This is a genomic window from Caballeronia sp. LZ029 (genome assembly GCF_031451275.1).
GTDB lineage: Bacteria > Pseudomonadota > Gammaproteobacteria > Burkholderiales > Burkholderiaceae > Caballeronia > Caballeronia jiangsuensis.
In genome coordinates this window covers 296,142-314,090 of the sequence record NZ_JARUXO010000003.1, presented here as the reverse complement: position 1 = coordinate 314,090, position 17,949 = coordinate 296,142, and the positions used below count along the sequence as shown (strand labels likewise).

Here is a 17,949-nt window from a genome sequence, read left to right as displayed (position 1 = left end):
CCGGACTTGCGCGAGCAGAAGCGCGCATGTCGATACGGCCTCGTCAATCGACTTCCGGAGCACATGATGCAAGCACGCGATGTAATGACTTCCCCCGTCGTTTCCGTCACGCCCGAAACCAGAGTGCATGAACTGGCGCGATTGCTCGTGGAGCATCGCATCAGCGCTGCGCCCGTCGTCGATCAGGAAGGGCAGGTCATCGGCATGGTCAGCGAGGGCGATCTGCTGCATCGGGAAGAGATCGGCACCGAGAAGCGCAAGCGCCGCTCGTGGTGGCTCGACATGCTCGGCTCCGACGGCGGCGCGGCCGACTACATCAGGTCGCATGCGCCGACGGTCGGCGAAATCATGAGCCGCGAGCCCATCTGCGTGAAAGAGGAGACGTCGCTCGCCGATATCGCCGCGGTGCTCGAAAGCCATCACATCAAGCGCGTGCCGGTGCTGCGCGACGGCCGTCTCGTCGGCATAGTCAGCCGTTCGAATCTGGTGCAGGCGCTGGCGTCGTCGCTTGCCATCGAAGCCGCGCCGCAAGCGCTGGCAAGCGATGCGGAAATCCGCGCGATGCTGATGGGCGACCTCGCGGGACGCGGCTGGGCGTTTCCGGGGCGCAATATCGTTGTGCGTGAAGGCGTCGTGCATTTGTGGGGCACGGTCTGGTCGAGAGATCAGCTCGACGCCATGCGGATCGCGTCGGAAAGCATCCCGGGCGTGAAGCGCGTCGAGGATCACACGATTCCTTATCCAATCATGCCCGGTCTCTAAGTGAAGAAATAGACGTTGACAAAATCTGACTTTGCAGTAAAGTTACGTTCCATGGCAGTTCGCCGCACTGGAGAACAGGCATGGACCATTACACTCCCGAAAGCTTCACACTGACGCAGAGCGTCGGTTTCGCGGTCAACAAGGCGCGCAACCTGCTGGCCGCGGAACTCGACGCCGCGCTGAAAGATCTCGGCATCACCACGCAGCAAATGGGGATTCTCATGTCCATGCGCGGCGGCAAGACGCAGACGCCGTTCGAGTTGTCGAAACTGCTCGGCATCGACACCGGCCTCATGACGCGCATGCTCGACAAACTCGAAGCGCGCGATTTACTGCAACGCACGCGCAGTCTGGAAGATCGCCGCGTCGTGAATCTCACGCTGACCAAGGCAGGCGAGAAAGTCGCGGCGGAGTTGCCGCATATCGCGCCGGTCGTGCTGAACAAGCGCCTCAGGAAGTTCAGCAAGAGCGAGTTCCAGGAATTCCGCCGGCTGCTGAACAAGTTTCTCGAAGACTGAGCGCGCGGCGCACGGCGTCCGCGCATTTTTTTCGTCCATTTATCTGACAGGTCAGAAAATGAAAAAGCAAGAAAATCGCAGCACGTTCGGTTCGCGGATCGCGCGGACCGGCGTCACGTTGATGCTCGCCGCGGTGCTTTCGGCGTGTGCGAACTACGCAGGCATCCATAGCGACAAGGAACCGGCGCAGCCGCAAGACTACGCGACGCAGCAGAGCCTGCCCGCCGATGAAGGCCGCTGGCCGGCGTCCGACTGGGCCGATCAGTTCGGCGATGCGCAACTGCGCGCGCTGCTCGACGAAGCGCTCGCCGGCAGCCCGACGCTCGAACAGGCGCGCGCCCGTATCGCGGCGGCCTCTGCGTATAGCGAAACCGCGAAAGCGGGCACGCTGCCGCGCGTCGATGCGTCCTATTCCTACACACGCCAGCGATTTTCCGAGAACGCGCTCGTGCCGCCGCCGTACGCCGGTTCGTGGCAGTCGGAGAACAAGGGGCTGCTGTCCGCTTCCTACGATCTCGATCTGTGGGGCAAGAACCGCGAGGCGCTCAAATCCGCCGTGTCGCAAGTGCAGGCGAGCCGCGCCGACGCGGAAGCCGTGCGGCTCGCGCTCGACACGTCCATCGCGCGCACGTACAACCAGCTCGCGCGGCTTTATGCGCTGCACGACATCGCGCAGAGCGAGGTCGACGAGCGCGACAAGATCGTGCGCATCACCGCGGGCCGCATCGCCAACGGGCTCGATACCGAAGTCGAACGCAAGACCGCCGAAGCCGATCTCGCGTCGAGCCGGTCGGCGCTGTCCGCGCTCGATGGCCGTATCGTCGCGACGCGCTATCAGCTCGCGGCGCTCGTCGGCAAGGGTCCGGACCGTGGCTTGTCGATCGCGCGTCCGCAGCTCGGCATCGGCGATGAAGTGCGTCTGCCCGGCAATCTTCCCGCCGATCTCGTGAGCCGCCGACCGGATATCGTCGCGGCGCGCTGGCGTGTCGACGCGATGACGCACGACATCAAGGAAGCGAAGGCGGAGTTCTACCCCGACATCAACCTGAGCGCGTCGCTCGGCCTCGACGCGTTCGGCTTCGGCCGGCTGCTGACGGCGGCAAGCCGCACCGTGTCCGCAGGCCCGGCGATCCATCTGCCGATTTTCGACGGCGGCGCGCTGCGAGCGCAACTCAAGGACCGCTACGCCGGCTTCGACTACGCCGTCGCGACCTATGACCAGACGCTCGTCACCGCGCTGAACGACGTCGCCACGAACCTCTCGCAGATTCGCTCGACCGATGCGCAACTCGTCGATGCGAACGTCGCGCAGGACGCGGCGCACAGCGCGCAGCGACTGGCGCTCACGCAATACCGCGCGGGCCTCGCGAACCAGTTGACCGTGCTGAACGCGGAGACCAACGCGCTCGCGTCCGAACGCGCGGTCGCGAATCTGAAGATGGACCGGCGCGATCAGCAGATCGCGCTCGCGGCCGCGCTGGGCGGCGGCTACACGGATACATCAGCCGATGCGCTCGCCGCACGCTGATCGGCCAACAGGGAACGGAGCACTGACATGAGCGACACCATCACCACCGAACGCACGGACGCGAATCAATCGGCGGCCGACACGACGACCCAACCGCGCAGCAAGCGCAAGCTGCTGCTCTCGCTGCTCGCGGCGGCGATCGCGCTCGGCGGCGCGGGCTGGGCCGGCTATTACTACACGACGGGCCGTTTCTTCGAATCGACCGACGATGCCTACGTCAGCGGCAATCTCGTGCAACTGACGCCCGAAGTGAGCGGCACGGTGATCGCCGTGAACGCCGACGACACGCAGATCGTCCATCAGGGCGATCCCGTCGTCACGCTCGACGCCGCCGACGCGAAGGTCGCGCTCGCCAATGCCGAAGCGAATCTCGCGCAAACGGTGCGGCAAGTGAGCAGCCTGTACGTCAACAACGCGTACTACGCGGCGACGGTCGCGCAGCGCCAGTCCGATCTGACGCGCGCGCAGTCGGACCTGAAGCGCCGCATGGCGATCGCCGACACCGGCGCGGTCTCGGGCGAGGACATCGCTCATGCGCGCGATGCCGTGAGCGCCGCGCAGGCAGCACTCGACGCGGGCCGGCAGCAGGCCGAGTCGAATCACGCGCTGACCGACCGCACGTCGATCGAACGGCATCCGAATGTGCAGGCCGCCGCCGCGAAGGTGCGCGACGCGTGGCTCGACAACGCGCGCAATACGCTGCCCGCGCCGGTGACAGGCTATGTCGCGCGCCGCTCGGTGCAGGTCGGCCAGCGCGTCGCGCCGGGCACGCCGCTCATGGCGATCGTCCCGCTCGACGGCGTCTGGGTCGATGCCAACTTCAAGGAAGTGCAACTGGCGCATATGCGCATCGGCCAGCCGGTCACGCTGACCGCCGATGCGTACGGCGCGAAGGTGAAGTACCACGGTCATGTCGAAGGATTTTCGGCGGGCACGGGCGCGGCCTTCGCGGTGCTGCCCGCGCAGAACGCGACCGGCAACTGGATCAAGGTCGTGCAGCGTCTGCCGGTGCGCATCCGGCTCGATCAGCGCGATCTGGACGCGCATCCGCTGCGCATCGGTTTGTCGATGCAGACGGACGTCGAAACGCGCGATCAGTCCGGCACGCAACTCGGCGCGGCATCGACGACGTCGTATCGAACCGATGTCTTCAGCCACTACGGCGACGAGGCGAACGCGGAGATCGAAAGGATCATCGCGGAAAACGTGACGTCACGCTGACGCGCATTTTTTCGTCCAAATATCTGACAGGTCAGTCATCAACAAATCAGGTAAAGCCATGAACCCGACCACGCAACCCGCGCCGCTGCAAGGCGGCAAGCTCGTCCTCGCGACACTTGCCGTTGCGCTCGCGACCTTCATGAACGTGCTCGACTCGTCGATCGCCAACGTCGCGATTCCGACGATCGCGGGCAATCTCGGCGTCTCGGTCGATGAAGGCACGTGGGTCATCACGCTGTTCGCCGCCGCCAACGCCATCTCGATTCCGCTCACGGGCTGGCTCACGCAGCGCGTCGGCCAGATCAAGCTGTTCGTCTGGGCGATCCTGCTGTTCGTCGTGTCGTCGTGGCTGTGCGGCATCGCGCCGAATCTGCCCGTGCTGCTCGCCGCGCGCATTCTGCAAGGCGCGGTGGCCGGTCCGCTGATTCCGCTGTCGCAGGCGATTCTGCTCGGCTCCTATCCGAAGGAGAAAAGCTCGACCGCGCTCTCGCTCTGGGCGATGACCGCGACCGTGGGACCGATCGCCGGTCCCGCGCTCGGCGGCTGGATCACCGACAGCTATTCGTGGTCGTGGATCTTCTACATCAACATTCCGGTCGGGCTGTTCGCGGCGGGCGTGACATGGGCGATCTATCGCGAGCGCGAAACACCGGCGAAGCGCGTGCCGATCGACAAGGTCGGACTGATCTCGCTGATCGCGTGGGTGGCGTCGCTGCAAATCATGCTCGACAAGGGCAAGGACCTCGACTGGTTCAATTCGCCGGTGATCGTCGCGCTGGGCGTGTTCGCGCTCATCAGCTTCGTGTTCTTTCTGATCTGGGAGCTGACGGAGAAAAATCCGGTGATCGACATCAAGCTTTTCATGGGGCGCAACTTTCTGGGCGGGACGGTCGCGATTTCCGTCGCGTATGCGGTGTTCTTCTCGAACCTCGTGCTGCTTCCGCAATGGATGCAGGAATATCTCAACTACCGTTCCGTCGATGCCGGTCTCGTCACCGCGCCGCTCGGCATCTTCGCCGTGATTCTCGCGCCGGTGATGGGCAAGCTGATGCCGCGATCCGACGCCCGCGTGCTCGCCACGCTCGCCTTTCTCGGATTCGCGGCGGTGTTCTTCATGCGCTCGCACTACACGACCGGCGTGGATACGTTCACGCTCGTCGTGCCGACGCTGCTGCAGGGCATTCCCACCGCGCTCTTCTTCGTGCCGCTGACGGCCATCATCCTGTCGGGCCTGCCGCCCGCGAAGATTCCGGCGGCGGCGGGCTTGTCGAACTTCGTGCGCGTGTTCGCGGGCGCGGTCGGCACATCGCTCGCGAGCACGGGCTGGAATGACCGGACCATCCTGCATCACTCGCAGCTCGTCGAGCAGGCGAGCGTGCATAACCCCACGTTCGTCGATGCGATCGGTTCGGTGCAAAGCACGCTCGGCGGCAGTCCTGCGCAGGCGCTGGCTTTCTTCGAGCGCTCGTTGACAACGCAGGCCGCGATGCTCGGCCTCAACGATATCTTCTGGCTGTCCGCGGTGATCTTCATCGCGATCGTGCCGCTCATCTGGCTGACGAAGCCGGGCAAGGGCGCGGGTGCGGGCGCGGCGGGGGCTGGCGGGCACTGAGCTGCGGTGTGGGTCGAATGCGCCTGGATCCGCGAATGCGGATGATTCGATCGGTCTTTTAAGTATCGGAGTAGTGCGAAATGAAATTCTCGGGCACGCTGGAGACCAGCGCCGCGCCATCTCGTCCGGTTATAGGTAATAGAACCTATTTCCCCGCTCTGACATGCTAATATCAGGACGTGGCATAGTTGCATAGCCTGCAACTGTCCGGCGAATGGCGACCGGGACGCCGCGCGATGAGCGCAACTATCCACCGATACCGCGAAGACGAGAAATTTCGATACTGGAACTTCCTGATGAAAACGATGGCGATCAAAATCACTTCGGCGGACATTCAAGGTAAAGAACGGGACAAGCCTACCGAGACGAAAGTGAGATTGCGCGGAAACAAGGCGAGCCGCATTCCTGAAATCCTCGAAGCGTCAATCGACGTTTTCGCATCCGAAGGCTACGCGGGCTACAGCGCGAACCGTGTCGCTCAGGCCGTCGGGTTACGACTGAGCACCCTCCAGCACTACTTCGGCACGCGGGACCAACTGCTGCATGCGACGATCCGCGAATCCTACAGCCGCTATATCGAGCGTTATTCCAAGCTGAGCAGGAACAAGCTTCGCACGCCCGAAGCGCGTCTCGATGCACTGATCGACGATTTTTTCGACGACGTTCTGGTCGATGCGAGCCAGCCGAAGTCCAGCGTGGCCGCCTTCTGCCTCGACATCTGGACGCTGGCGGAGCGCGACAAGGGCGTAAGCGAACTCGTCGTGGAAGGGAACAAGCAACTCTGCCAGATCTGGATCGACCTCATCGCGGCGATCAATCCAAACCTGTCGGCCGAAGAATGCACCATGCGCGGCACGCTGATCATGGCCCATGTCCAGGGACTCATCGTTTTCTGCCGACGCAGCGGACCGAGCGTGCCCGAGCGTGACGCGCTGCGACGCGCGACAAAGGGCGTCTGGAGAGCGCTGAGCAACGCCTCGACCTGACCTGCATGTCGTGTTTCGGCGACTCGCCGTCGGCGCGTCGCCACAAAGTCCTCTCTGTCGCATAGTCGAATCAAAGCCCTCGCGCCTGGGCCATCGCTGTCTCCCTCCTTACAGCCTCTCCTCACAATGATCGCCCGCCATGCGGCGCTATCGACTCCTTTGGTCGATCCGCCTGTCTACGTGCGCGCTGCCGCATTCCCCATGTCGATCTATGTATGCACTTTAATCGGTCGACATACCTATTGATTAGAAAACTCAGGGTATGTCCTAGCCCATAAGATTGCGGTCAAGCCGCCGAGCTATCTTGATTTGATGGTTAAAGTACCTATACTTTATGTGTAGCGTTACCTATAAATTGATTGACGTAGGAACGACATCGAGACAGTCGGTCGCGTTCGGTATTGGCGACGGGTCACGATGGCGCGCAGGAAAATCCGCGCCCATGAGCTTTTTCCGGCGCATCGAAATCATTTGCATGTGGCTTTGCAAGGTGGCAGATCGGCGGCTCCACGGCTCCTGATTCACATCGGGACGTCGTGCGGCGCTGTCGAACTGCGCGGTCGTCCGATGAACACAGCAAGTTCCGAAGACGAAATCCGGCATGAGCGCGGGCATCGGAGACGATCCGCGCACGTTGATAAGGGAGAGCGTTCGTGGGTTACGAAATTGGTATCGACGTCGGTGGGACATTTACAGATTTCGTTGTCCGAAATGGAGGTGAAACATTCAGCGGCAAGACGCTGACCACACCTTCCGATGAGGCAACCGGCATTCTCAATGCAGTGGCCATGATGGCCGAGCATTTTCACACCGACGTGCAGACGCTGTTCCGCGAGACGAGTTCCTTCGTTCTCGGAACAACGGTCGTCACCAACGCCATCCTGGAGTATGCGGGGGCCAACACCGGGATGATCACGACGAAAGGCTTTCGCGACATCATCGAACTGCGCACCGGCTTCAAGGAAGACCATTTCGACATCCGTCTTCCGGCACCCTTTCCGATCGTGCCGCGCCAGAAGCGCAAGGGCGTGACCGAGCGGATCGATAGCGAAGGCAAGATCGTTTTCCATCTCGACGAAGCTGAAGTGCGCGAGGCGGCGCGCGAACTCAGGAAGCTCGGCGTCGAATCGGTGGCGATCTGCTTTCTGTTTTCGTTCCAGAATGCCGTCCATGAAATTCGCGCTCGCGAGATCGTTCGCGAAGAGTTGCCGGACGCGCACATTTCCATCTCGTCCGAAGTGCTGCCGCAAGTGCGCGAGTTCGAGCGCTTCAGCACCACGCTGCTCAACGCCTATCTGAGCCCGAAACTCAGCAACTATCTGCGCAGACTGGAAGCGCGCCTCGTCGAGAGCGGTTTCGGCGGCAAGCTGTTCATCAAGCTCTCGAACGGCGGCGTGATGGATCTCGCCTACTGCACGGAACGCGGCGTGGAGCTCATCCAGTCGGGGCCTTCCGGCGGCGTGACGGCGGCGATCGCCGTGGGCGAGTGGTCGGGGTTCAAGGACATCATCGCGGTCGATATGGGCGGCACGAGCTACGACGTCTGCCTCATCAACGACGGTGCGCCGGACATCGGTGTCGATTCGTGGGTCAATCGCTATCGCGTTGCCGCGCCGATGATCGACATCCACTCGATCGGGACGGGAGGCGGTTCGATCGCCTGGATCGACGAAGGCGGCGCGTTGCGCGTCGGCCCGCGCAGCGCGAGTTCCAACCCCGGCCCTGCCTGCTATGGGCGCGGCGGCAAGGAGCCGACCGTCACCGACGCCAATCTGATTCTCGGCTACCTGAATCCGGGCGCCATCGGCGGCGGAAAGATCGCGCTCGATATCGAGGCGGCACGCGAAGCGGTCCGCACGCGCATCGCCGAGCCGCTGGGCATTTCGGTGGAAGAGGCGGCGAGCGGCATCTTCCGCATCTCCAACGGTGCGATGACCAACGCGGTGCGCTACGTGTCGGTGTCGCGCGGACGCGACCCGCGTGACTTCGCGCTGATGGCGTTCGGCGGCGCCGGGCCGATCCACATGGGCGTGCAGGCGAAGGACCTCGGCATCAAGACGGTGCTCGTGCCGAAGAACGCCGGGGTGTTCTGCGCGCTCGGCTGCCTCATATCGGACTTCAAGATTTCGAAGGTCAAGAGTTACATCGCGCGTATCGGCCAGGTGGATCTCGATGTGCTCAACGGCATCTTCGAGGATATCGAGCGTGAACCGGAAGCGCTTCTCGCCTCGGCGCACGGTGTGATCGAAGTCGTCGCACAGCGCTCGATCGACATGCGCTATGTCGGCCAGACGCACGAAGTGACCGTGCCGATCCGCTCGCGCACGAAGCGCGTGTCGGATCTCACGCTCAAGAAGACCTTGCAGGACTTCCACGATCTGCACGCGAAGCTCTACTCGTTCAAGCGGCCGGAACAGCCGGTCGAAATTCTGAGTGTGCGCTCCGACCTCATCGGCACGCGCGACACGATGAAGTACCGCAGCCAGCCGTTCGGCTCGGAGAAGCCCGATCAGGCGCGCAAGGGCACGCGTTCGGCGAGCTTCGAAGGCCTGGGTTATCTCGACGTGCCGGTGTACGACGGCACGAAAGTGACACCCGGCAACATCATCGCGGGACCGTCGATCATCGAGGAACCCGCGACGACGATCGTCATCTATCCCGGCCAGGAAGCGGTGCTCGACCACTACCAGACCTACGTCATCGAAAGCCTGGACTAAGGGGAAGCCATGACGATGCCACCCAGACAGGACGTTGTTTCCGCCGCGATTCTGCGCAGCAAGTTCGAGGCTGTCGTCGCCGAGATGGAAGCGACGCTCGCCAACACGGCGTACTCGCCGACCATCGGCGTATCGCGCCGCTGCGCGACCGCGTTGTTCACCGAAGAAGGGCAACTGATCGCGGTCAGCAATCCGCTCTACATGTATCCGATGGCGATGACGGCCGCCACCGTGATCGACTATTTCCAGTACGACCTGTCCGCCGAAGACATGCTGCTGACGAACGATCCCTATGGCGGCGGCGCGGGACTGCAAACCTTCACGCTGGTTGCGCCGGTCTCTTACGGCGATTCCATCACGCTGTACGTTGCGGTGTGCGGTCACACGGAGGATTTCGCGGGCAACGTGCGCGGCAATCTCGACCCGGGCGCGACCGAGCTATGGGCGGAAGCCGCGCGCTGCACGCCGGTGCGGCTCGTGCGGGAAGGCAAGCTGCGCCGCGACCTGCTGCAAACTCTTTCGCTCAATAGCCGCAATCCGGTGGCGTTCGGACTGGACATCGAAGCGATGATGGCGGCAGCCGAGATCGGCCGGGCGCGCCTCGGCGGCCTGCTCGACAGCTACGGCCGCGAGCCGTTGCTGGCGGCGGTCGGCTGGGTGCTGGACTATTCCGAGCGGCGCATGCGCGCGCTGATCGAGCAGCTTCCTCCCGGTCGCCATGAAGGGCGTGGCGTGCTGGCACACGACGCTCACGGCGGCCGTGACGCAACCGTGCGCGTGGCGCTGAGCGCAAGCGACGGCACGGTGACGATCGACTTCTCCGGCACCGATGCGCAGTCGCCGGGATTCGTCAACGCGAGCCGGTCCGTGAGTTCGACGTTTGCCGTCCTGCCGCTCATCGTGGCCTTCGGCGGCGAAGTGCCGTGCAATGCCGGATCGATGCGCTGCGTGAACGTGATCGCGCCGGAGGGAACGCTCGTGAATCCGCGCTACCCGGCGCCGACGGGATGGGGCTTGCAGCATACCGGCTGCGAGATCGCGGAGGCCGTTTGCGCCGCGATCGATCTTGCGCTGCCGGGACGCGGCGGACGCGTCACGTCGAACGCGATGCTGCTGTTCTCCATCCATCACCTCGCCCGTCACGGCCGCACCGTCGAGCAGGCGGAAATGTTCGACTTCTCCAACTTTGCGCTGGGCGACACCGACGCCACCGCCGAGCACGACGGCTGGGGCTTGCCCGGTATCGCGGCGCGCGTGCCGCTGCCTTCGGTCGAACTGTACGAAGCGGGGCGAGGCGGACGCGTCGAGCAATTCGAATACGCGACCGATTCCGGCGGTCCCGGCACACAGCGGGGAAGTCCGGGAACGCGCGCGGTCATCTCGCTTCCGCGTCCGCCGGCAGGTGAACTGCGGCTGAGCGCCGTCGTCGTTCCGCGTTCGGGGAGCGGGCTCGCGCCGCATGGCGGGCAGGCGGGAAGCGGCAATGCAGTCGAGATTCGCAGCATCGGCGAAAAGGAACTGGATGTCCTCGATGTCCTCACCGGCTGGCCGTTGCAGGACGATGCGACGATCACCGTCGTCATGGGCGGCGGGACCGGCTGGGGCGACCCGTATGCGCGCGCGCCCGAACAGGTGCTGACCGATGTCGTCGACGGGCTCGTGAGCGTCGAGTCCGCGCGCCAGCGCTATGGCGTGGAGATCGACCCCGAATCGCTGACGCTCGATCACCGCGCGACCGAGCTCATCCGCGGCGTACACGCTGCACTCACTGAAATCCGGGAGCGCGAACATGGTTGACAGGATCACCGCCGAGATCGTCCGGCAATACCTTGAGACGGTCTCCGAAGAAATCAGCAAGACGATGGAAAACACATCGGTCTCGCCGGCCTTCTCCGAAGCTCACGACTATTCGACCGGCATTTTCTATGCACGCGGCACGCAGGTCGATCTGCTCGCGCGCGCCAATTCGCAGCCGGTCCACATCTACGCTTCGCTGACCTCGGTCGAGGCGATGCTGCGCGAGTTCAAGTACAACCTGAACGAAGGCGACATGATCATCGCGACCGATCCGTATTTCGGGGGGAGTCATCTTCCCGACTGGACGGTGATGAAGCCGATCTTCTACAACAACAAGCCGGTCTTCTTTCCGGCGGTGCGCGCGCACTTCATGGAGATCGGCGGACCGGTGCCGGGCGGCTACAACTCGAAGGCCAACGAGATCTGGCAGGAAGGCTTCCGCCTCGCGCCGATGAAGATCTGCGAGAAGGGCGAGATGCGGCGTGACGTCGTCGACCTGCTGCGCGCGAACAATCGCTTGCCCGACGCGATGATGGGCGATCTGAACGCGATGATCGGTTCGTGCAAGGTCGGCGAAGACCGGATCCTGCGTCTCATCGAGAAGTACGGCCTCGAAACCATCATCGATACGATCGGCTACCTGCTCGACTACAGCGAGAAGCAAGTCCGCTCCGTGATCGCGACATGGCCCGACGGCGTGTATCGCGGCCAGAGCATTCTCGATCATGACTTCGGCGGCGGCGAGGACATCAACGTCGACGTGGCGATCACGGTGGAAGGCGACACCTGCTCGGTCGATCTGACGGGCACGCACGAGCAGACGCAGGGCTTCATCAACAGCGCGCCCGGCAACAGTTTGTCGTGGGTCTATACCGAATTCTCGGTAGCGATGGCGGGGATTCCCGTGAACTCGGGGTTCTTCCGGCCGATCAAGGTCCATCTGCCGAAGGGCACCGTGGTGAATCCGTATTCGCCGGCGCCGGTCGGCAACTCGACGCTCTGCATCGGCAACGACATCGGTCAGGCGACGATGAAAGCCCTGGAGAAGGTCGTGCCGGAGCGCACCGGCTCGGCGTTCATCGACCTGACCATCGATGTGATCTTCGGCCTCAACAAGCGCTACGACAGCGAGCTTTACATCAGCTTCGACTATTCGGCCGCGCCCGTGTCGAGCGGCGGCGCGTATGGCGCCGACGGATGGGGCGGCTATGCGGCGCCTCACGGGTCGCTGCGGATTCCGTCGTTCGAACTGATGGAAGTGCTGTTCCCGTTCCTCTATTTGCAGAACGAGTACGGCATCGACACCGCCGCGCCCGGCCGCTGGCGCGGCTCTCCGGCGCACCTGATGCAGCGGCGCGCCACCACGGATGCGGTCGGCAATCACTTCCAGGTCCAGCATTCGCGCTATCCGCTCAAAGGCTTCGCGGGCGGCAGCGAAAGCGTCGGCAATCTCGTGGTGCTCGACTACACGGGGCCCAACGAAGAGCCGGTGTACATCGCGCGGGAAAGCTATTTCCAGCAGCCCGGCGAGATCGTGTTCGCGCGCAAGCAGGGTGGCGGCGGCTGGGGCGATCCGCTTGATCGCGACCCGGAGCTGGTCCTGCGCGACGTGCTCGACGAATACGTTTCGCCCGACAGCGCATTCGATGACTACGGCGTCGTGATCGTCGAGACGGACGCGCCGCGTGTCGATCTCGCCGAGACGCGGGCGTTGCGTGCGCGACTGCGGGGCGCGGTGCCCGTAGCCGAATAGCACGCGCGCCCGGCACGCGACGACGCACTCCGAAACGGCTGCCGCACGCGCTCCGCCGCGGCGGCAGCGATGTCCGCATTCCAAGGGAAAAAATGATCAACAACCATATCGTTTCTATCCGGCCCGAATGGGATTGGGAGCACGCGATGCCGCCCGCACCCGCCGTTCGAGGAGGCAACACGGTGTTTCTGTCCGGCCAGATCGCGCTCGGATCGGACGGGAGGCTCGTGGGAGAGGGCGACCTGAGCGCGCAGGCGCATCAGTGCTTCGACAACATTCGGGCCATCCTGCAACGCGCCGGCGGCAAGATGACCGACATCGTCAAGCTGACCACCTATTTCGCCTGCGAACTCACCGAGAACGTCACCGCCGATTACTGGGCCGTGCGCCAGCAATATTTCGGCGCGTACAGGCCCGCGAGCACCGGCGTGCAGGTGGAGGGGCTGATCTATCCGAACGTCCTGATCGAGATCGAGGCGATCGCTGTCCTGCCGGACGGCCTCAGATGAACATCTCGACCGGTCACTACCACCGCGGCGGCGTGCGGCTCGCATACGAGCGCGCCGGCGCCGGACCGCTCGTCGTGTTTCTGCACGGCGTCGGCGGGAATCGTTCCAACTGGCGAGGCGAACTGGAGCGGCTGGGCGGCGCTTATTGCTGCGTCGCCTGGGACGCCCGCGGCTACGGCGACAGCGACGACCCCGACGAGACACTCGTCTTCGACGATTTCGCACTCGACCTCGAAGCCTTGCTCGACCATCTCGGCGCAGAGCGCGCGCATATCGTCGGTCTGTCGATGGGCGGCTTCATCGCGCAGAGTTTCTATATGCGTTGTCCGCAGCGCGTCGCGACGCTCACGCTCGCGGCGACGAGCGCCGGAGCGAATCTGCTCACGCCGGCCGAACGCGAGGACTTCCTCGCGAAGCGGCTCAGGCCGCTGGAGGCGGGCCATTCGATTGCCGATATCGCGCCGGGTCTCGTCGATGTGCTGGCCGGCAAAAGAGCCGATGCCGCGATTCGCGAACGGCTGCGCCTGTCGCTCATCGCATTGCGGCCGGAATCGTACAAACAGGCGCTGCGCGCGCTCGTCACGACCGATTTTCGTCGGGCGCTGCCGTCCATCGAGGTGGAGACGCTCGTCGTCACCGGTGACGATGACCGCGTGTTCGCGCTGTCCGAAAGCGAGTATCTCGCGCAGCACATTGCCGGAAGCAGGCTGACGGTCATCGAGGGCGCGGGCCATCTATGCAACATCGAAGCGCCCGAGGCGTTCGCGGCCGCGCTATCCGCGTTCCTGTCGGGCGAGCGCAAGGCGGGGGCTTCGATCGTCGGCCCGGAGAGACGGACGTAACACAAGCCGACCGGCGCCGCGATCGAATCCGAGGATGTGAGTCATGAACGACAGGATGGAGCTAAGAGTCAGGCGCGTCATCGACGAAGCCGACGGGATTCGTTCATTCGAACTGGTGCGGCCCGATGGCGGCCCGTTGGCTTCGTTCGAAGCAGGGGCCCACATCGACGTGTATCTGCCGACCGGAGCGGTGCGGCAGTATTCGCTGCTGAACGACGATGCGGATCGCGACCGGTACGTGATCGCCGTGCTGAGAGTCGTCGATGGCCGGGGCGGTTCGGCGTTCATGCACGACGCAGTGGAGGCCGGCAGCCGCATCTCGGTCGGGGCGCCGCGCAACGCATTCGCGCTCGCGGACGTCGACGCGCCGGCGGTGCTGGTCGCGGGCGGCATCGGCGTGACGCCGCTCCTGGCGATGGCGCGGCGCCTGTCACGCGAAGGCCGCGCGTTTGCGATGCATTTCGCCACGCGCTCGCTCGCGCGAACGCCCTTCCGCGACGAACTGAAGCATGCCGCATTCGGGCAACAAGTCAGCCTCTATCTCGACGACGGGCCGCCTCATCAACGCTTCGACGCGGCGCGACTCACGCAAGGCATTCCTGCGGGCGCGCACGTGTATTTGTGCGGACCGACGGGCTTCATGAAGGCCGTGTCCGCGTCGGTGGGCGAGCGCCATGACGTCACCCTGCACACCGAATATTTCGCCGCGCCCGCCGCACCGGAACCGAGCGCGGCGAGCTTCAACCTGGTACTGGCGCGCAGCAAGGTCGAGACAACCGTGCCGGCCGATCGCAGCATCGTCGACGTGCTTCGGGAACACGGCGTCGAGCCGCCGCTGAATTGCGAGCAGGGAATCTGCGGCACGTGCCGGACGACCGTGCTCGGTGGCGACATCGAACATCGCGACTACTGCCTGTCGCCACGGGAACAGGCGTGCGGCGACAGGATGATGATCTGCGTGTCGCGCGGCAAGCCCGGCACCACACTCACGCTGGATCTTTAAGGAGTCGAGACAATGTTTCTCCCTGTCAACAATACGCAGGCCAAGCCGGCGATGCCGTCGAACACAGGCTTCAGCGAATCCGACTGGAACGTGCTGGCGGCGTTCTGGCATCCGGTCGCGCTGTCGTCGGAGGTGACGGACAAGCCGGCCGGCGCGCGCCTGCTCGACGTGCCCGTGGTCCTTTACCGAACGCCGGAGGGCGTGAGGGCGGCGCGGGACGTATGCAGTCATCGCGGTGGGAAGCTGAGCCTCGGCTCGATCAAGGACGGCGTGCTCGTGTGCGGCTTCCACGGCTTTCACTACGACTGCGCGGGCGTGTGCGTGCGGATTCCGGCGCTGCCCGCCGGTTCTCCGGTGCCGGCCAAGCTGCGGTTGCAGACGTACTCGTGCACGGAGCGCTATGGCTTCGTCTGGGTATGCCTCGCATCGACGCCACGCGCCGGCCTGCCCGAATGGCCCGCCATCGAAGACGGCAGCGGCACCGTGGCGATGGTGCCGACGAGCACGTGGCAGTCGTCGGCGGCGCGGCATGTCGAGAACTTCAACGACATCTGCCATGTGCCGTGGGTGCACACGGGCACCTTCGGCGGACCCGAAGAGGCCATCGCGCCGTACGACGTATCGATATCGGAGACGCGGCTGTCGTTTCAGGCCGACGTCACCGAACAGGTTCGCTATGCCGACGACTCGAATCCCGATGCCGCGCCGGTCTATCGGCACGCTGTCTATTCCTACGAACTGACGTTGCCGTTCGCATCGTCGGTCAAGGTCTTCGATCCGAAGACCGGGCACGTCTACCGGATTTACGACATCGCATCGCCGGTCAGCGCGACGTCGACGCGGATTTTCCAGGTCGTGGTGGATGAAAGCCGGCTCACGCCGGCGCAAGCGCTGATCGACTACACGATGCGGATCAATGCGGAAGATGCGCCGCAAGTGGAAGCGCAGTCTCCCAATCAGTTGCCGCTCGATTTGCGCGATGAAATCCACATTCCCGCGGATCGCATGTCTATCGAATATCGGCGGGCGCTGGCAAGGCTCGGGCTCGGCGAGCAGGCTGTCTCGTGAGTTGCGGGACGTAGGCGGGTGGTTTTATCCATGACAGTTGGAGAATGACGATGAACGACGAACAGACGAGTCAGGCGGCTCCGGCCGAAGCGCGAGACACGCGACCCAATGCGGCACGCGGCGGACAGTTCGCCGCGACCGTCGTGTTCGTGTCGCTGGTCGCGGCGCTGGCGGCACAGGCGAGCGCGATTTTGTCGTTGCCCGTCTGGATGATGTTCATCGGATGGACTGCGTTCGGCTCGGGGCGCGGCAGCGTGCGTGCCGGGGCGGTGGCGGTTTGCTGCCTGCTGATCGGCTATCTGCTGGGTATGGCGGGGCTTGTCGGCGTCGATCGTCTCGCGCCCGTGCTCGGGGTCTTCGCGCTGCCGGTAGTCGTATTCCTGCTGGTGGTCGTCGCGATGCTTGCGCAACTCACGCTGCTCGACAGCATCGTGGGCTATTTTCTCGGGATGACCGCTTACTTCGCAAGCGGACTCGGCCCGGATACCATGGCGTTCGTCAGCCTGGCGACGGCCGGCTTTATCGGCGCTGCTGCGGGCTGGGTGCTCATCGTGGGTCCGCGCCTCGTGAGCCAGTCGCGATAGGTGCGCATGATTCGGGAACGCCGCCGCCGATGCAAGATCGCGGCGGACACGTCTATCTGACAGGTCCGTCCTTGGAAAACCAGACGGGTTTCGAACCCGATGCAGCCGACACGGCGGTCAGTGCGGCGCGATCGGTGCGTTGCACGCCCTGGAACGACACGCCGCCGTCGTGGCTCGTGTACTCATCTCCATCGAGACCGGCGGCGACGATGTCGCCGTTTTCGAGCTGTGCGATATCGGTGATCGAGCCTTGCAGCGATGTCGCGGCGCGTTGCCAATGCTCGCCGTCATCCGTGCTCCGGTAGACCGTGCCGCGCAAACCCGCGACGATCGTCGTGCCGTCTCTGGTGGCCGTGCCGGTCCAGAACGATCCCGCGTAGCCGGTATTCAGGTAGTGCCACGATGCGCCGCCGTCGGTAGAGCGCAGGACTCGTCCCTGTTCCGCCGCGATGAAGAGCGTGCCTCGCGCGGTCGCGAACATGCGATACAGGTTCGTGTCGGCCTTCGTCGATCCCGGAGGAGGCGGGACCTTGACCTCGGTCCAGGTGTTGCCCCCGTCGATGGTGTGCAGCAGCAACGACCAGAGGCCCACGGCGAATCCTTCGCGCGCATTCCTGAAGTGCACGGAGAAGAGCGGCCGGTCGCTCGCGACATCGGAGCGCTCCAGCGTCCAGGTTTCTCCGCCGTCGATCGTCTTCAGGATGGTGCCCCAGTGACCCACGGCCCAGCCGGTGCGATCGTCGACGAACGTGACCGACGTGAGCGTCGAGCGCGCGCGTACCGAGCGCGCCTGCCGAAACGTGGCGCCATCGTCGTCGGACAGCAGCACCACGCCGAAATCGCCCACCGCGACGATGCGCTTGCCGGCGCGCGTGGCCGCGAGGATCTGCGTTCGCGTCGCGGTCGTCAGTTGCTCGGCGGGCTGAACGCGGAGTTCAGGGCGCGCCTGGTCCGTGCCGGCGGTTGCCACGGCGACTGTCGCGAGCGCCGGAATGGCCGACGCAATACAGAGCGCCGCGAACGTCTTGCCGAAAGGATATCTCTTCATG

The 17,949-nt window shown here is 64.4% G+C and carries 15 protein-coding genes; 14 read left to right on the top strand and 1 reads right to left on the bottom strand.

The window, feature by feature from the left end:
• Positions 1-66 precede the first annotated feature (66 nt).
• The 14 genes from QCE73_RS20780 to QCE73_RS20715 all read left to right on the top strand — a co-directional run bounded on the left by QCE73_RS20780 (position 67) and on the right by QCE73_RS20715 (position 16,900).
• Positions 67-762: a CBS domain-containing protein gene (locus QCE73_RS20780; RefSeq protein WP_309884177.1), complete on the top strand. Its 696-nt coding sequence runs from the start codon at positions 67-69 to the stop codon at positions 760-762.
• Between the two features lie 80 nt (positions 763-842).
• The gene (locus tag QCE73_RS20775; RefSeq protein WP_309883367.1) at positions 843-1,280 is read left to right on the top strand and encodes a MarR family transcriptional regulator; all 438 of its coding nucleotides are present in this window, start codon (positions 843-845) and stop codon (positions 1,278-1,280) included.
• Between the two features lie 58 nt (positions 1,281-1,338).
• On the top strand, positions 1,339-2,808 hold the full coding sequence (locus QCE73_RS20770; protein WP_309883366.1) for an efflux transporter outer membrane subunit: 1,470 nt from the start codon (positions 1,339-1,341) through the stop codon (positions 2,806-2,808).
• Positions 2,809-2,835: 27 nt separating this feature from the next.
• Entirely contained in the window at positions 2,836-4,029 is a 1,194-nt protein-coding gene (locus tag QCE73_RS20765; protein WP_309883365.1) for an HlyD family efflux transporter periplasmic adaptor subunit, read from the top strand.
• 58 nt (positions 4,030-4,087) lie between these two features.
• On the top strand, positions 4,088-5,641 hold the full coding sequence (locus QCE73_RS20760; RefSeq protein WP_309883364.1) for a DHA2 family efflux MFS transporter permease subunit: 1,554 nt from the start codon (positions 4,088-4,090) through the stop codon (positions 5,639-5,641).
• Positions 5,642-5,877: 236 nt separating this feature from the next.
• On the top strand, positions 5,878-6,627 hold the full coding sequence (locus tag QCE73_RS20755) for a TetR/AcrR family transcriptional regulator (protein ID WP_309883363.1): 750 nt from the start codon (positions 5,878-5,880) through the stop codon (positions 6,625-6,627).
• Positions 6,628-7,280: 653 nt separating this feature from the next.
• On the top strand, positions 7,281-9,344 hold the full coding sequence (locus QCE73_RS20750) for a hydantoinase/oxoprolinase family protein (RefSeq protein ID WP_309883362.1): 2,064 nt from the start codon (positions 7,281-7,283) through the stop codon (positions 9,342-9,344).
• Between the two features lie 9 nt (positions 9,345-9,353).
• Complete coding sequence (locus tag QCE73_RS20745) at positions 9,354-11,141, top strand: hydantoinase B/oxoprolinase family protein (RefSeq protein ID WP_309883361.1); 1,788 nt, start codon at positions 9,354-9,356, stop codon at positions 11,139-11,141.
• Entirely contained in the window at positions 11,134-12,894 is a 1,761-nt protein-coding gene (locus tag QCE73_RS20740) for a hydantoinase B/oxoprolinase family protein (RefSeq protein WP_309883360.1), read from the top strand. Before QCE73_RS20745 ends, QCE73_RS20740 begins: the two co-directional genes overlap by 8 nt.
• Positions 12,895-12,986: 92 nt before the next feature.
• Complete coding sequence (locus tag QCE73_RS20735; protein WP_309883359.1) at positions 12,987-13,403, top strand: RidA family protein; 417 nt, start codon at positions 12,987-12,989, stop codon at positions 13,401-13,403.
• A complete protein-coding gene (locus tag QCE73_RS20730) occupies positions 13,400-14,245 on the top strand; it encodes an alpha/beta fold hydrolase (RefSeq protein WP_309883358.1) in 846 nt (281 codons plus the stop codon). The genes QCE73_RS20735 and QCE73_RS20730 overlap by 4 nt, the downstream gene beginning before the upstream one ends.
• A gap of 43 nt (positions 14,246-14,288) precedes the next feature.
• On the top strand, positions 14,289-15,248 hold the full coding sequence (locus tag QCE73_RS20725; RefSeq protein WP_309883357.1) for a PDR/VanB family oxidoreductase: 960 nt from the start codon (positions 14,289-14,291) through the stop codon (positions 15,246-15,248).
• Positions 15,249-15,260: 12 nt separating this feature from the next.
• Positions 15,261-16,316: an aromatic ring-hydroxylating dioxygenase subunit alpha gene (locus QCE73_RS20720; RefSeq protein WP_309883356.1), complete on the top strand. Its 1,056-nt coding sequence runs from the start codon at positions 15,261-15,263 to the stop codon at positions 16,314-16,316.
• 50 nt (positions 16,317-16,366) lie between these two features.
• On the top strand, positions 16,367-16,900 hold the full coding sequence (locus QCE73_RS20715) for a DUF1097 domain-containing protein (RefSeq protein WP_309883355.1): 534 nt from the start codon (positions 16,367-16,369) through the stop codon (positions 16,898-16,900).
• A gap of 52 nt (positions 16,901-16,952) precedes the next feature.
• Here QCE73_RS20715 and QCE73_RS20710 read toward each other — a convergent pair whose 3' ends face one another.
• On the bottom strand, positions 16,953-17,948 hold the full coding sequence (locus QCE73_RS20710; RefSeq protein WP_309883354.1) for a YCF48-related protein: 996 nt from the start codon (positions 17,946-17,948) through the stop codon (positions 16,953-16,955).
• Position 17,949 lies beyond the last annotated feature (1 nt).

Coding starts and splice junctions, on each gene's coding strand:
- QCE73_RS20780 (WP_309884177.1), top strand. CDS start 67: ATGCAAGCACGCGATGTAATGACTTCCCCCGTCGTTTCCGTCACGCCC.
- QCE73_RS20775 (WP_309883367.1), top strand. CDS start 843: ATGGACCATTACACTCCCGAAAGCTTCACACTGACGCAGAGCGTCGGT.
- QCE73_RS20770 (WP_309883366.1), top strand. CDS start 1,339: ATGAAAAAGCAAGAAAATCGCAGCACGTTCGGTTCGCGGATCGCGCGG.
- QCE73_RS20765 (WP_309883365.1), top strand. CDS start 2,836: ATGAGCGACACCATCACCACCGAACGCACGGACGCGAATCAATCGGCG.
- QCE73_RS20760 (WP_309883364.1), top strand. CDS start 4,088: ATGAACCCGACCACGCAACCCGCGCCGCTGCAAGGCGGCAAGCTCGTC.
- QCE73_RS20755 (WP_309883363.1), top strand. CDS start 5,878: ATGAGCGCAACTATCCACCGATACCGCGAAGACGAGAAATTTCGATAC.
- QCE73_RS20745 (WP_309883361.1), top strand. CDS start 9,354: ATGACGATGCCACCCAGACAGGACGTTGTTTCCGCCGCGATTCTGCGC.
- QCE73_RS20740 (WP_309883360.1), top strand. CDS start 11,134: ATGGTTGACAGGATCACCGCCGAGATCGTCCGGCAATACCTTGAGACG.
- QCE73_RS20735 (WP_309883359.1), top strand. CDS start 12,987: ATGATCAACAACCATATCGTTTCTATCCGGCCCGAATGGGATTGGGAG.
- QCE73_RS20730 (WP_309883358.1), top strand. CDS start 13,400: ATGAACATCTCGACCGGTCACTACCACCGCGGCGGCGTGCGGCTCGCA.
- QCE73_RS20725 (WP_309883357.1), top strand. CDS start 14,289: ATGAACGACAGGATGGAGCTAAGAGTCAGGCGCGTCATCGACGAAGCC.
- QCE73_RS20720 (WP_309883356.1), top strand. CDS start 15,261: ATGTTTCTCCCTGTCAACAATACGCAGGCCAAGCCGGCGATGCCGTCG.
- QCE73_RS20715 (WP_309883355.1), top strand. CDS start 16,367: ATGAACGACGAACAGACGAGTCAGGCGGCTCCGGCCGAAGCGCGAGAC.
- QCE73_RS20710 (WP_309883354.1), bottom strand. CDS start 17,948: ATGAAGAGATATCCTTTCGGCAAGACGTTCGCGGCGCTCTGTATTGCG.